A 14,390-nucleotide genomic window follows, 5' to 3' on the forward strand; every position below is an offset into this window, starting at 1 on the left:
TCAACCCTTCATCTGGCTGATGTCTTCCACGGCGATGGTGCCGCGGTTACGGAAGTAGATCACCAGAATCGCAAGGCCGATGGCCGCCTCGCCGGCCGCCACGGTCAGCACGAACAGGGCGAAGACCTGGCCGATCAGGTTGCCCAGGAACACCGAGAACGCGACCAGGTTGATGTTGACGGCCAGCAGCATCAGCTCGATCGACATCAGGATGATGATGACGTTCTTCCGGTTCAGGAAGATGCCGAAGATGCCGAGGGTGAACAGGATCGCGGCGACGATCAGGTAGTTTTCAAGGCCGATCGTCATTTCAGATCCCCTGCCCCGGCGGAATTTTCTTCACTTCGATGGTCGTCTTGGGATCGCGGTAGACCTGGCTGGAAATGCGCTGCTTCTTGACGCCCGGCCGCGTGCGGTGGGTCAGCACGATGGCGCCGATCATGGCAATCAGCAGGATCACGCCCGCCGCCTGGAACGCGTAGACATATTGGGTATAGATGACGCTGCCCAACGCCTCGGTATTGGTCATGCCGTCTGTGGTGGCCTGCGGCATGGCCTGGCCCGCGATCTCGGGACCGAACTGCCATCCGGCGAGCACCATGAGCAACTCGACCAGCAACACGATGCCGATCAGCGCGCCGATCGGCAGATATTGCAGGAAGCCCTGGCGCAATTCGGTGAAATTGATGTCGAGCATCATCACCACGAACAGGAACAGCACGGCGACGGCGCCCACATAGACGATCACCAGGATCATGGCGATGAACTCGGCGCCGATCAGCACGAACAATCCCGCCGACGTGAAAAACGCCAGGATCAGGTACAGCACGGAGTGCACCGGGTTGCGCGCGGCAATCACCATGAAGCCGGCGGCGACCGTGATCGCGGCGAATAGATAGAACGTTATCGTCTGCAGGATCATCCGGTGAGCGTTCCTGGTTAGGCTTCTTCTGGCCGGGTTCTTAGCGGTAGGGTGCGTCGGCTGCAAGGTTGGCGGCGATCTCGCGTTCCCAGCGGTCGCCGTTGGCCAGCAGCTTGTCCTTGTTGTAGTAGAGTTCTTCGCGGGTTTCGGTGGCGAATTCGAAGTTCGGCCCCTCGACGATGGCGTCGACCGGACACGCTTCCTGGCAGAACCCGCAATAGATGCACTTCACCATATCGATGTCGTAGCGGGTGGTGCGGCGCGAGCCGTCGGCACGGGGTTCGGCCTCGATGGTGATGGCCTGGGCGGGACAGATCGCCTCGCACAGCTTGCAGGCGATGCAGCGTTCCTCGCCGTTCGGATAGCGGCGCAGCGCATGCTCGCCCCGGAAGCGCGGGCTCAGCGGCCCCTTCTCGTAGGGATAGTTGATGGTCTGCTTGGCCTTGAAAAAGTACTTCATGGTCAATGCCATGGCCTGCACGAACTCCCAGAGGAGGATCGTCTTGGCGGCACGTGAGAAGCTCGACATCGGCGTGCTCCTAACCCTTGTTTGGCAGTAGGTCGAAGGCGACCAGGAAACCCGACACGACCACGACCGCGCCGAGCGAGATGGGCAGGAAGACCTTCCAACCCAGACGCATGAGCTGGTCGTAGCGATAGCGCGGCACCGCGGCCTTGACCCATGAGAACACGAAGAAGAAGACGGCGATCTTGAGAATCAGCCAGATCGGACCGGGTATCCAGTTCAGGAACCATACGTCGTAAGGCGGCAGCCAGCCCCCGAAGAACAGGATCGAGATCATGGCGCACATCAACAGGATGTTCGCGTATTCGCCCAGCCAGAACATGGCGAAGGTCATGGACGAATATTCCACCTGGTATCCCGCCACCAGTTCGGCCTCTGCCTCGGGCAGATCGAAGGGCGGCCGGTTGGTCTCGGCCAGCGCCGAGATCAAAAAGATCACGAACATGGGGAACAGCGGAATGAAGAACCACTTCGGGATGCCGTACCAGGTGCCGCGCTGCGCCTCGACGATATCGCTCAGGTTCAGCGAACCGACGCACAGCAGCACGGTGATCAGCACGAAGCCGATGGACACTTCGTAGGACACCATCTGCGCCGCCGAGCGCAGGCCGCCCAGGAACGGATAGCGCGAATTGGACGCCCAGCCCGACATGATGATGCCGTAGACGCCCAGCGACGAGATCGCGAACAGGTAGAGAATGCCGACATTGATGTCGGAGATGACCAGCTTCACGCCGTTGGCGTAGCCCCATGGAATCACCGCCCAGGCGACCATGGCGAGCACGAACGTCAGCACCGGTGCGATGAAATAGACGCCCTTGTTGGCGCTGGCCGGAACAATGGTTTCCTTCAGCACCAGCTTGATGCCGTCGGCGAAGCTTTGCAGCAGCCCGAAGGGTCCGACCACGTTGGGACCACGGCGCAGCTGCATGGCGGCCCAGATCTTGCGGTCGAAATAAATCACGAACGCGACGGCGATCACGACCGGCAGCATGACCGCCAGAATGCACAGCACCAGCCAGACCAGAGTGAAGAGTCCGTTTTCCGGGAACGGATTAGCCATGAGTACCGGTTCCTTCCTGGGCCGGTTCGATCACGGCGTGGCACTCGGCCATGACGTAGGAGGCGCGGCAGATCGGGTTGGTCAGGTAATGCTGGGTCACGGTCGAGACGAAAGGCGCATCGCCCAGCGCCCCGGCCTGGCCGAACGCGGTCCATTCGGCAGGCACCACATCGTCCACAGCGGTCACATGGGGCAGCGCGGCGGCGATCCGCCGGCGCAGCGCGCCCAGATTGTCATAGGGAAGCTTGCCGCCGACCACTTCCGAGAGAGCCCGGATGATGGTCCAGTCCTCGCGCGCATTGCCGGGCGGGAAGACGGCGCGGTTGCCGAGCTGTACCCTGCCCTCGGTATTGATCCAGGTGGCGTTCTTTTCGGTGTAGGCAGCGCCCGGCAGGATCACGTCGGCGTGCTTGACGCCCTCGTCGCCGTGGGTGCCCTGATAGATCACGAAGGCCTTGTCGAGCCGGCTGGTGTCCAGTTCGTCGGCATGCAGCAGGTAGACCACCTCGACCGCGCCGGACTCGGCGCCCGCCAGGATGCCCTCGACGTCGAGACCGCCCTCGCCCGGCACAAAGCCCAGGTCGAGGCCGCCAACACGGGCGGCGGCCGTGTGCAGCACATTGAAACCGTTCCAGCCCTCGCCGATCATGCCGTAGCTGTCGGCGATCTGACGGGCGGCGGCGAGCACGGCGGCGCCGTCGTCACGGGCAAGCGCGCCCTGGCCGACGATGATCATGGGATGTTGCGCACCGCGCAGCACGTCGGCGAAGGAATGGCCGCCCGAGGCGACCTCGCCCAGCGTGTCCGGACCGGCGCCGAGATAATCGTAATCGTAGGTCAGCTCCGGCCGTTCGCCGATCACGCCGACGCGCAAACCGCCGCTCAGCCAGCGCTGGCGGATGCGGGCATTGATGATGGGCGCCTCGATCCGGGGATTGGAGCCGACGATCAGCAGCGCGTCAGCCTGGTCGATGCCGGCGATGGTGCTGTTGAACAGGTAGGACGCGCGCGCCGTGGCATCGAGCTTCGCGCCATCCTGGCGGCAGTCGATATTGGGCGAACCCAGCTTGGCCATCAGGTCCTGCAGCGCAGCCATGGCCTCCAGGTCGGCCAGATCGCCGGCAATGGCAGCGATCCCGCTGGCCGGCACGCCGTCTACCCGTGCGGCAATGGCGGCGAACGCCTCGGCCCAGCTGGCTTCCTGCAGCTTGCCGTCCTTGCGGATATAGGGCCGATCCAGCCGGCGGCGCTTCAGGCCGTCATAGGCGAAGCGGGTCTTGTCGGAGATCCACTCCTGGTTGATGTCCTCGTTGAGGCGTGGCAGCACGCGCATGACTTCCTTGCCGCGGAAGTCGACGCGGATATTGGAGCCGACGGCGTCATGGACGTCGACGCTCTCCACCTTCTCCAGCTCCCACGACCGTGCCGTGAAGGCATAGGGCTTCGAGGTCAGCGCGCCGACAGGGCACAGGTCGATGACGTTGCCGGACAATTCCGACGTCATGGCCTGTTCCAGATAGGTGGTGATCTCCATGTGTTCGCCGCGCCCGATGGCGCCGATTTCCTCGACGCCGGCCACTTCCTCTGCAAAGCGGATGCAACGGGTACAATGGATGCACCGGGTCATCTCCGTCTTGATCAGCGGACCCATGTACTTTTCTTTGACGGCGCGCTTGTTCTCGTGGAACCGGCTGGCGCCCTTGCCATAGGCAATGCTCTGGTCCTGCAGGTCGCACTCGCCGCCCTGGTCGCAGATCGGGCAATCGAGCGGATGGTTGATCAGCAGGAATTCCATCACGCCTTCGCGGGCCTTCTTCACCTGCGGCGTATTGGTGTGGATCACCATGTTGTCGGCGGCCGGCATGGCGCAGCTGGCTATCGGCTTGGGCGCCTTTTCCTGCTCGACCAGGCACATGCGGCAATTGCCGGCGATGGACAGGCGTTCGTGATAGCAGAACCGCGGCACTTCGACGCCCGCGACCTCGCAAGCCTGCAGCACCGTGGTGCCCTGGCCGACCGTGACTTCCTTGCCGTCGATGGTAAGCGTTGGCATCCCGTTTCCCCTACGCCGCCTGAACCTGGGCGTTCTTGTAGGCGGCAATACGCGCCTCGAGTTCCGGGCGGAAATGACGGATCAGGCCCTGGATCGGCCATGCCGCCGCGTCGCCCAGCGCGCAGATCGTGTGGCCTTCGACCTGCTTGGTCACTTCCTGCAACAGATCGATTTCGGGCACATCGGCCTCGCCGCGCACCAGACGATCCATGACGCGCCACATCCAGCCGGTGCCCTCGCGGCACGGCGTGCACTGGCCGCAGCTTTCATGCATGTAGAACTTGGACAGCCGGGCGATGGCCTTCACGATGTCGGTGGACTTGTCCATGACGATCACCGCCGCCGTTCCCAGGCCCGACTGCACCGCCTTCAGCGCATCGAAATCCATGAGCACGTCGTCGCAGATCGCCTTGGGCAGTACCGGCACGGACGAGCCGCCCGGAATGACGGCAAGCAGGTTGTCCCAGCCGCCCCGCACACCGCCGCAATGCTTGTCGATCAGCTCGCGCAGCGGGATGCTCATGGCTTCCTCGACCGTGCAGGGCTTGTTCACGTGGCCGGAAATGCAGAACAGCTTGGTGCCTGTGTTGTTCGGCCGGCCAATGCCCGAGAACCAGGTGGCGCCGCGGCGCAGGATGGTCGGGATCACGGCGATCGATTCCACATTGGAAACCGTCGTCGGGCAGCCCCAGACGCCCATATTGGCCGGAAACGGCGGCTTCAGGCGCGGTTGCCCCTTCTTGCCTTCCAGGCTCTCGATCAGGGCGGTTTCCTCGCCGCAGATATAGGCGCCCATGCCGCGGTGGACATAGACGTCGAAGCGGTAACCGCTGCCGCAGGCATTCTCGCCAATCAAGCCGGCGTCATAGGCTTCGTCAATGGCCCGCTGCAGGTTCTCGGCCTCGCGGTAGAACTCGCCGCGAATATAGATGTAGGCGGCAATGGCGCGCATGGCGAAACCGGCCACCAGGCAGCCTTCGATCAGCTTGTGCGGGTCATGCCGCATGATCTCGCGGTCCTTGCAGGTCCCGGGCTCGCCCTCATCGGCGTTCACGACCAGATAGGACGGACGTCCGTCGCTCTCCTTGGGCATGAACGACATCTTCAGACCGGTCGGGAAACCCGCGCCGCCCCGGCCGCGCAGACCGGATTCCTTGATCTGGGTGATGATCCAGTCCTGGCCGTTGGCAATCAGGGCGGCGGTGCCGTCCCAGTCGCCGCGCGTCTTGGCGCCGTCCAGATACGGGCTGTGCAGACCGTAAAGATTGGTGAAGATGCGGTCCTGGTCCGCCAGCATCATGCGGTCTCCTTCAGCGTGGTCGGTCCGCCCTCGGGCGCCGCGTTGACACGGTCGACCTGCGGCCCGGCCGCAGGCGTGCGGCCCGCCCGAAGATCGTCCAGGATGCGCTTCGTGGAGTCCGCGTCCAGGTCTTCATAATAATCGTCGCCGATCTGCATCATGGGCGCGTTGACGCAAGCGCCCAGACACTCCACCTCGAGCAGCGTGAACGCTCCATCTTCCGTGGTATGGCCGGCGCGCACGCCAAGCGACTGGCGGCAGGCCTCCATCACCTGGTCCGATCCGCGCAGCCAGCACGGCGTGGTCGTGCAGACCTGGACGAAGTGCCGGCCGACCGGCGCCAGATTGTACATGGTGTAAAAGGTGGCGACCTCGTAGACGCGGATATAGGGCATGCTCAGCATCTCGCCGATCACGCGGATCGCCGCTTCGGGCAGCCAACCGCCGTTCTGACGCTGGGCGATATCGAGCAGCGGCATCACCGCGCTCTGCTGGCGCGTCTCGGGATACTTGGCGATGTGCTTGTTGACCTGCTCCATGCTCTCCGCAGTGAACTCGAAGCTGGAGGGCTGGACGAAGGGGGCAGCGTGCACGCCGCTCATCGGTCGATCTCCCCGAACACGATATCAAGAGAACCGAGGACGGCCGGAATGTCAGCCAGCATATGCCCCCGGCACATGAAATCCATGGCGGCCAGGTGCGGAAAGCCCGGTGCCCGGATCTTGCAGCGGTACGGCTTGTTGGAGCCGTCCGAGACCACATAGACGCCGAACTCGCCTTTCGGCGCCTCGACGGCGGCGTAAGCCTCGCCTTCCGGCACCTTGTAACCTTCCGTATAGAGCTTGAAGTGATGGATCAGCGCTTCCATGGAGCGCTTCATCTCGCCGCGCTTGGGCGGCACAATCTTGCGGTCGAGCGAGGCGACCGGCCCAGCGGGCATTTCGTTGATTGCCTGCTTAATGATCCTCAGGCTCTGGCGGATTTCCTCCAGCCGCAGGATGAAGCGATCGTAGCAATCACCGTGCTTGCCGATCGGGATATCGAAGTCGAACTTCTCGTAGCCGTCATAGGGTTGCGACTTGCGCAGATCCCACGCGATGCCCGAGGCCCGCAGCGGCGGTCCCGAAAACCCCAGATCGAACGCCTGCTCCGCCGTCACGATGCCGATGTCGACATTGCGCTGCTTGAAGATGCGGTTCTCGATCAGCATGGTTTCCATGTCGGCGAGAACTGCCGGGAACGTATCGGTCCAGGTGAAGATGTCTGCCAGCAACTCGGGCGTCAGGTCCTGGTGGACGCCGCCCGGCCGGAAATAGGCCGCGTGCAACCGGGCGCCGCAGGCCCGTTCGTAGAACACCATCAGCTTTTCGCGTTCCTCGAACCCCCACAGGATAGGCGTCATGGCGCCCACATCCAGAGCGTGGGTGGTGAGGTTCAGCAGATGATTGGCGATCCGGCCGATCTCGGAATAGAGCACGCGGATATATTGGCCGCGGACCGGCACCTCGCAGCCCAGCAGTTTTTCCACCGTGAGCGCGAAGGCATGTTCCTGGTTCATCGGCGCGACATAATCGAGCCGGTCGAAATAGGGCACGGCCTGCAGATAGGTCTTGTATTCGATCAGCTTTTCGGTGCCGCGGTGAAGCAGGCCGATATGCGGGTCGAGACGCTCGACAATCTCGCCGTCAAGCTCGGTGATCAGGCGAAGAACACCATGCGCCGCAGGGTGTTGCGGGCCGAAGTTAAGGTTGAAGTTTTTGAGCTCTACGTCCGCCATCAGCCCTGCTTCCCGCCCTCGCCCGGCGCCTTTTCGTCGCCAGGCAGGATGTATTTGGCGCCTTCCCACGGGCTCATGAAGTCGAAGTCCCGGAACTCCTGCATCAGGCTGACGGGCTCGTAAACCACGCGCTTCTGCTCTTCCGAATAGCGCACCTCGACATAGCCGGTCAGCGGGAAATCCTTGCGCAGCGGAAATCCCTGGAAGCCGTAGTCGGTCAGAATCCGGCGCAGATCCGGATGCCCCGTGAACATGACGCCGTACAGATCCCAGCATTCACGCTCGAACCAACTCGCGGAGCCGAAAACCTCGATAGCCGACGGCACCGGCGTGTCCTCGTCGGTCTGCACCTTCACCCGGACGCGCTGGTTATGGGTCAGGCTGAGCAGATGATAGACCACGTCGAAACGCAGTGGCCGGTTCGGATAATCGGCGCCGCAGATGTCGACAAGCTGCTGGCACTGGCACGCCGTGTTGTCGCGCAGGAATTTCAACAAGCGGTTGATATGCGCGGCATGGGCGCCGACCGTCAGTTCGCCGAGACGAACCTCAAAGCCCGTCACGACATCCGGCAGGCTGGTGGCGATATGGTCGCCAAGCTCGTGTAGCGCGCCGTCCATCATAGCCTCTATCGCGACAGGTTTCCGGTCCGCCGGATCTTCTTCTGCAGTTGCAGAATCCCGTAAACCAGCGCTTCCGCGGTCGGCGGGCAACCCGGAACGTAGATGTCGACAGGGACCACACGGTCACAGCCGCGCACGACCGAATAGGAATAATGGTAGTAGCCGCCGCCATTGGCGCAGCTGCCCATGGAGATCACGTAGCGCGGCTCGGGCATCTGGTCGTAGACCCGGCGCAGCGCCGGCGCCATCTTGTTGGTCAGCGTGCCGGCGACGATCATCACGTCAGACTGGCGCGGTGACGCGCGGGGTGCGAAGCCGAAGCGCTCCATGTCGTAGCGCGGCATGCTGGCCTGCATCATCTCGACCGCGCAGCACGCCAGACCGAAAGTCATCCACCACAACGATCCGGTGCGCGCCCAGGTAATCAGGTCATCCAGGCTGGAGACGATGAAGCCCTTTTCGGTCAGATCGCCGGACAGGCCCTCGAAATAGTCGCGCGATGCGGCGGTGGAGGTGTCCAGCGGCCGGCCGGCCACTGCGAGCGGATTTGCTACTCCCATTCCAGCGCCCCTTTCTTCCATTCGTAGACGAACCCGACGGTCAACACGCCCAGGAAGATCATCATCGACCAAAACCCGAACAATCCTATGCCACCCAGTGAGATAGCCCACGGGAACAGAAAAGCGACTTCGAGATCGAAGATGATGAACAGGATGGCGACCAGATAGAAGCGCACATCGAACTGACCGCGGCTGTCGCCAAAGGCATCGAAACCGCATTCGTAAGCAGCCAGTTTGGCCGGGTCAGGATTCTGGCGGGCCACCAACACGGCGGCCCCGATCATGATCAGCGAGAAGGCTGTGGCGACGCCAAGAAACAATAGGATAGGTAGGTACTCGGCGAGCAAACCCTGCATCGGAAACCGTCTGATTTTGCGTTGTAAGTTCGGCTTACCAATCGGTCCGGCTGGGATCGATCGGGGCGCAGTATAGTCGGCGCACCCTTTGTGTCAAATCCCATGGACCTGTGATTTTGCAGGCCAGAACTGTGGGAAAGTGGCGAGAGTGACGGGACTCGAACCCGCGACCTTCGGCGTGACAGGCCGACGCTCTAACCAACTGAGCTACACCCCCGCAAAAGCGGATGAAACGTCGTAATTCAATCTTCCGCGTGGCGCATTCACCAGCGCGCGGCCGACCGGAATACGGAGAGAAGTGGCGAGAGTGACGGGACTCGAACCCGCGACCTTCGGCGTGACAGGCCGACGCTCTAACCAACTGAGCTACACCCCCGCAAGGGAGGCTCCGTTTACGGCAGCCCCCGGATGGTGTCAACGGATAATGCCCCGATAGTCCGAAGATTTTGGGGATAACAGCATCGCAGATGGAAACTGCCTGGGAAGCGCTTTTAGCAAAGGCCCGGCCAGCGGCGGAGATCGGGTATTTCTCGGCCCCAGAGCCCTCGCCTCGCCCGAAGCGGCCGCACCGGCCACCGGGCCGGCTCTCGCTGCTGGACGATGCCGATTTCGCACCGGCGCCGCCCAGGCGGCTCGGATCGCGCCTAGTGCCGGCGCCGTATCTTGCAGGAATTGTCTCGCTGCGCTCGCTTATCTGCGCGCAGGCTGGTGGGCGGTGACGGGCTCGAACCGCCGACCCTCTCGGTGTAAACGAGATGCTCTACCAACTGAGCTAACCGCCCGAAGCATTTGGAATATATGGTCTTCTGAATGAATAAATGAAACCGACCGCCCTTCAACAGGCGGCCGGCCCACAACCCGGAACGTCGGGAAACGCCTTAGTTGACGGCGTCCTTCAGCGCCTTGCCAGCCTTGAACTTGGGCTGGGTGGACGCAGGAATGTCAATGGCAGTGCCAGTCCGCGGATTGCGGCCGGTAGTGGCGGCGCGCTTGGCGACGCTGAATGTGCCGAAGCCGACGAGACGGACTTCATCGCCCTTAGCCAGCGCACCCGAAATTCCATCGAGAACGGCATCAACCGCACTTGCCGCATCCGTCTTGGAGAGGCCTGCACTGGTTGCAACGGCCGCGATCAGGTCGTTTTTGTTCACGACAACCCCCTTGTTTGTAGATGATTTGTCCAACAGGTCCCTCTTTGCGAGAGAACCGAGAGTTTAGAGCCAGCACCTATAAGGGTCAAAGGAAAAGCCCCCGAAATGCGCTGAAATTCTGCGCTTTTCGGGGGCTTTGTCCGTTTTCGAACTGTCGTCAGGAGAGGATCAGTGAGTAACCAGCCCTTCGGCATCTCCCTTGGGCGCGTCTTTGCTCAGCGAGCCCACCGAATCGTCCTCTTCCCAGGTGATCGGAGTCAGCGGCTTGGTCAGTGCATGGGACAGCACTTCCTCGACGGTGCCCACCGGGATGATCTTCAGCCCGGCTTTCACATTGTCGGGGACCTCCGCCAGATCCTTCTCGTTATCCTTCGGGATCAGCACCGTCGTGATGCCGCCGCGCAGTGCGGCCAGCAGCTTCTCCTTGAGCCCACCGATGGCGAACACCCGGCCCCGCAATGTGACTTCGCCGGTCATGGCGATGTCCTTGCGGACCGGGTTGTTGGTGAGCACGGATACGATCGACGTGACCATGCCGACACCCGCCGACGGACCGTCCTTGGGCACGGCGCCCTCGGGCACGTGAATGTGAATGTCGCGCTTTTCGAAGATGCGCGGATGGATCCCGAACGTCGTCGCCCGCGACTTCACGAAACTGGCGGCCGCCTGGATCGATTCCTGCATCACATCGCCAAGCTTGCCGGTGATCGTCATCTTGCCCTTGCCCGGAACAAGCACGGCCTCGATGGACAGCAGTTCGCCGCCCACTTCGGTCCACGCCAGGCCGGTGACCACGCCGACACCATCTTCCTCTTCGGCGATACCGTAGTGGAAGCGGCGAACGCCCAGGTAATCACCCAGGTTCTCGGACGTGACCCGCACCTGGTCGGCTTCGCCGCCGACAAGCACGCGGATCGCCTTGCGAACCAGCTTGGCCAGTTCGCGCTCCAGGCTCCGCACGCCCGCCTCGCGGGTGTAGTAACGGACCATGTCGCGCAGGGCTTCGTCGGTGATTTCCCACTCGCCCTTCTTGATGCCGTTCTGCTCCAGCTGCTTGCTGATCAGATGGCGCTTGGCGATCTCGATCTTCTCGTCCTCGGTGTAGCCGCTGAGACGGATGATCTCCATGCGGTCCATCAGCGGGCCGGGAATGTTGAGCGTATTCGCCGTCGTCACGAACATCACCTTCGACAGGTCGTAGTCGATCTCCAGGTAATGGTCGTTGAACGTGCTGTTCTGCTCGGGATCCAGAACCTCGAGCAACGCCGAGGACGGGTCGCCCCGGAAATCCGCGCCCATCTTGTCGATCTCATCGAGCAGGAACAGCGGGTTGTTGCTGCCCGCCTTCTTCATGCTCTGGATGACCTTGCCGGGCATGGAACCGATATAGGTCCGGCGATGGCCCCGAATCTCGGCCTCGTCGCGCACGCCGCCCAGCGACACGCGAACGAAATCGCGCCCGGTCGCCTTGGCGATGGACTTGCCGAGCGAGGTCTTGCCGACGCCGGGCGGGCCGACGAGGCACAGGATCGGTCCCCGGATCTTCTTGGTCCGCTGCTGGACGGCAAGATATTCCAGGATGCGCTCCTTGACCTTCTCAAGGCCGTAATGGTCCGTATCCAGAACCTGCTCGGCCACATGAATATCGGTCCGCACCTTCTTGGACTTGCCCCACGGAATGTTGAGCAGCCAGTCGAGATAATTGCGCACGACGGTGGCTTCCGCAGACATGGGGCTCATGTTGCGCAGCTTCTTGAGCTCACCTTCGGCCTTGGTCCGGGCTTCCTTGCTCAGCTTCAGGCGCGCGATCTTGTCCTCGAGTTCGGCAATTTCGTCGGCGCCTTCGTCGCCCTCGCCGAGTTCCCGCTGAATGGCCTTCATCTGCTCATTCAGATAATATTCGCGCTGGGTCTTCTCCATCTGCTTCTTGACGCGGCCGCGAATCTTTTTCTCGACCTCGAGCACGCCGATTTCGTTCTCCATCAGGCCGTAGACCCGCTCAAGGCGGCTGCCCACGTCCTCCATCTCGAGCAATTCCTGCTTCTCCGAGATCTTGACAGAGAGATGCGACGCCAGCGTGTCGGCCAGCTTGGCCGGATCCTCGATCTGGTTGACCGAAACGAGAACTTCCGGCGGCACCTTCTTGTTCAGCTTCACATACTGCTCGAACTGGGTGACCACCGAGCGCGCCAGTGCCTCGAGCTCGGTACGCTCGGCCAGCGTCTCATCGATCTCCGACGCCGTCGCCTCGAAGAATTCGGGATTGTCGACGAACTCGTCCAGCCGCGCCCGTGCACCGCCCTCGACCAGCACCTTTACGGTGCCGTCAGGCAGCTTGAGCAACTGGAGAACCGACGCGATGGTGCCGACACGGAAAATATCCGCATGGCCAGGGTCATCCTGTCCGGCGTCCTTCTGGGTAACGAGGAGGATTTTCTTGTCGTCCTTCATCACGTCCTCGAGCGCCCGCACGGATTTCTCGCGCCCCACGAACAGGGGAACAATCATGTGCGGGAACACGACGATGTCGCGCAATGGCAGAACAGGGAACGTGTTGGACTTGTCTGTCTTCTGCATGGCTTCCATTCGATCCATATCTGGGGGCCAACCGACTCGGCAGCCCCATTCTATCGTACCCGCTCATGTGGCGATCGGGTTACGAAAGATCAACCCCCGCCCGAACAGGACGGGGGAACACGGATATTACGCGCCTTTGCCGACGTCTTCGGCGCGCCGATCGGAATAGATATACAGCGGCTGGGCGCGGCCCTCGACAACCTCGTTGTTGATGACCACCTCACCCACGCCTTCCAGCGCCGGAAGATCGTACATCGTGTCGAGCAGGATGCTCTCCATGATGGACCGCAGGCCGCGCGCCCCGGTCTTGCGTTTGATCGCCCGCTTGGCGACGCCATGCAATGCATCGTCCGTGAAACCGAGCGATACGCCTTCCATGTCGAAAAGGCGCTGGTACTGCTTGACCAGCGCGTTCTTCGGCTTGGTCAGGATTTCGATCAGCGCGCTCTCATCCAGATCGCCCAGGGTGGCGAGCACCGGCAGGCGGCCGACGAATTCGGGGATCAGGCCGAATTTCAGCAGATCCTCGGGCTCGACGCTCTGCAGGATATCGCCGGTGCGGCGATCCTCGGGCCCGACCACATTCGCGCCGAAACCGATCGACTTCTCCGCACCGCGGGCATCGATGATCTTCTCGAGTCCCGAAAAGGCGCCGCCGCAGATGAACAGGATGTTGGTGGTATCCACCTGCAGGAATTCCTGCTGGGGATGCTTGCGGCCGCCCTGGGGCGGAACGCTGGCGACAGTGCCCTCCATGATCTTGAGGAGCGCCTGCTGAACACCCTCACCCGACACGTCGCGGGTGATCGACGGATTGTCGGACTTGCGGCTGATCTTGTCGACCTCGTCGATATAGACGATGCCGCGCTGGGCACGCTCGACATTGTAGTCGGCGGATTGCAGCAGCTTGAGAATGATGTTCTCGACATCCTCGCCCACATAGCCGGCTTCGGTCAGCGTGGTGGCGTCGGCCATGGTGAACGGTACGTCCAGGATGCGGGCCAGGGTCTGGGCCAGCAACGTCTTGCCGCAGCCCGTCGGGCCAATCAGCAGGATGTTGGACTTGGACAGTTCCACGTCGTTGTTTTTCGACGCGTGATTCAGCCGCTTGTAGTGATTGTGAACCGCGACCGAGAGCACCCGCTTGGCCACTTCCTGGCCGATGACATAATCATCCAGCACGCGACAGATCTCGGCCGGCGTGGCGATGCCGTCGCCGGTCTTCACCAGCGAGTTCTTGTTCTCCTCGCGGATGATGTCCATGCACAGTTCGACGCATTCGTCGCAGATGAACACCGTCGGACCCGCAATGAGCTTGCGCACCTCATGCTGGCTCTTTCCGCAGAAAGAACAATAAAGCGTATTCTTGGAGTCGCCGCTGCCGCTGGTCTTGGTCATTACCCGTGTCGTACCGTCGTTTCAATCCATGCTATCCGGGCGAAGCCGGGGCAATCAATGCCAATGTTACGGCTCAACGCCGCG

General features: G+C 62.3%; 14 protein-coding genes and 3 tRNA genes. All 17 read right to left on the reverse strand.

All coding sequences use genetic code 11. The features are described from left to right. A complete protein-coding gene (gene nuoK, locus WJU21_RS02055; RefSeq protein ID WP_346321715.1) occupies nucleotides 1-309 on the reverse strand; it encodes an NADH-quinone oxidoreductase subunit NuoK in 309 nt (102 codons plus the stop codon). A gap of 1 nt (nucleotide 310) precedes the next feature. Continuing rightward, a complete protein-coding gene (locus WJU21_RS02060; protein ID WP_346321716.1) occupies nucleotides 311-922 on the reverse strand; it encodes an NADH-quinone oxidoreductase subunit J in 612 nt (203 codons plus the stop codon). 40 nt (nucleotides 923-962) lie between these two features. Continuing rightward, nucleotides 963-1,451 (reverse strand): NADH-quinone oxidoreductase subunit NuoI, encoded by a 489-nt coding sequence (nuoI, locus tag WJU21_RS02065; RefSeq protein WP_346321717.1) that lies wholly within the window; start codon nucleotides 1,449-1,451, stop codon nucleotides 963-965. A 10-nt stretch (nucleotides 1,452-1,461) separates the two neighbouring features. Continuing rightward, entirely contained in the window at nucleotides 1,462-2,511 is a 1,050-nt protein-coding gene (gene nuoH / locus WJU21_RS02070; protein WP_346321718.1) for an NADH-quinone oxidoreductase subunit NuoH, read from the reverse strand. Continuing rightward, a complete protein-coding gene (nuoG, locus tag WJU21_RS02075; RefSeq protein ID WP_346321719.1) occupies nucleotides 2,504-4,564 on the reverse strand; it encodes an NADH-quinone oxidoreductase subunit NuoG in 2,061 nt (686 codons plus the stop codon). Before nuoG ends, nuoH begins: the two co-directional genes overlap by 8 nt. Before the next feature lie 10 nt (nucleotides 4,565-4,574). Further along, nucleotides 4,575-5,861 (reverse strand): NADH-quinone oxidoreductase subunit NuoF, encoded by a 1,287-nt coding sequence (gene nuoF / locus WJU21_RS02080; RefSeq protein WP_346322437.1) that lies wholly within the window; start codon nucleotides 5,859-5,861, stop codon nucleotides 4,575-4,577. Next, on the reverse strand, nucleotides 5,861-6,466 hold the full coding sequence (nuoE, locus tag WJU21_RS02085; protein WP_346321720.1) for an NADH-quinone oxidoreductase subunit NuoE: 606 nt from the start codon (nucleotides 6,464-6,466) through the stop codon (nucleotides 5,861-5,863). The genes nuoF and nuoE overlap by 1 nt, the downstream gene beginning before the upstream one ends. Further along, the gene (locus tag WJU21_RS02090; RefSeq protein WP_346321721.1) at nucleotides 6,463-7,641 is read right to left on the reverse strand and encodes an NADH-quinone oxidoreductase subunit D; all 1,179 of its coding nucleotides are present in this window, start codon (nucleotides 7,639-7,641) and stop codon (nucleotides 6,463-6,465) included. The genes nuoE and WJU21_RS02090 overlap by 4 nt, the downstream gene beginning before the upstream one ends. Next, nucleotides 7,641-8,261, reverse strand: a complete 621-nt coding sequence (locus WJU21_RS02095) for an NADH-quinone oxidoreductase subunit C (protein WP_346321722.1) — start codon at nucleotides 8,259-8,261, stop codon at nucleotides 7,641-7,643. Before WJU21_RS02095 ends, WJU21_RS02090 begins: the two co-directional genes overlap by 1 nt. Nucleotides 8,262-8,269: 8 nt before the next feature. Then, nucleotides 8,270-8,845, reverse strand: coding sequence for an NADH-quinone oxidoreductase subunit B family protein (locus WJU21_RS02100; protein ID WP_346321723.1), 576 nt, complete (start codon nucleotides 8,843-8,845; stop codon nucleotides 8,270-8,272). Further along, nucleotides 8,815-9,180: an NADH-quinone oxidoreductase subunit A gene (locus tag WJU21_RS02105; protein WP_346321724.1), complete on the reverse strand. Its 366-nt coding sequence runs from the start codon at nucleotides 9,178-9,180 to the stop codon at nucleotides 8,815-8,817. Before WJU21_RS02105 ends, WJU21_RS02100 begins: the two co-directional genes overlap by 31 nt. A 140-nt stretch (nucleotides 9,181-9,320) precedes the next feature. Further along, a tRNA-Asp gene (locus tag WJU21_RS02110) sits at nucleotides 9,321-9,397 on the reverse strand. Between the two features lie 82 nt (nucleotides 9,398-9,479). Then, nucleotides 9,480-9,556 (reverse strand) — tRNA-Asp (locus WJU21_RS02115). A 330-nt stretch (nucleotides 9,557-9,886) separates the two neighbouring features. Then, a tRNA-Val gene (locus WJU21_RS02120) sits at nucleotides 9,887-9,962 on the reverse strand. 96 nt (nucleotides 9,963-10,058) lie between these two features. Beyond that, nucleotides 10,059-10,331, reverse strand: a complete 273-nt coding sequence (locus WJU21_RS02125; protein WP_346321725.1) for an HU family DNA-binding protein — start codon at nucleotides 10,329-10,331, stop codon at nucleotides 10,059-10,061. 168 nt (nucleotides 10,332-10,499) lie between these two features. After that, a complete protein-coding gene (gene lon, locus WJU21_RS02130) occupies nucleotides 10,500-12,908 on the reverse strand; it encodes an endopeptidase La (RefSeq protein ID WP_346321726.1) in 2,409 nt (802 codons plus the stop codon). 126 nt (nucleotides 12,909-13,034) lie between these two features. Continuing rightward, nucleotides 13,035-14,306 (reverse strand): ATP-dependent Clp protease ATP-binding subunit ClpX, encoded by a 1,272-nt coding sequence (gene clpX, locus WJU21_RS02135; RefSeq protein ID WP_346321727.1) that lies wholly within the window; start codon nucleotides 14,304-14,306, stop codon nucleotides 13,035-13,037. Nucleotides 14,307-14,390 lie beyond the last annotated feature (84 nt).

The organism is Emcibacter sp. SYSU 3D8, from assembly GCF_039655875.1.
GTDB lineage: Bacteria > Pseudomonadota > Alphaproteobacteria > SMXS01 > SMXS01 > RI-34.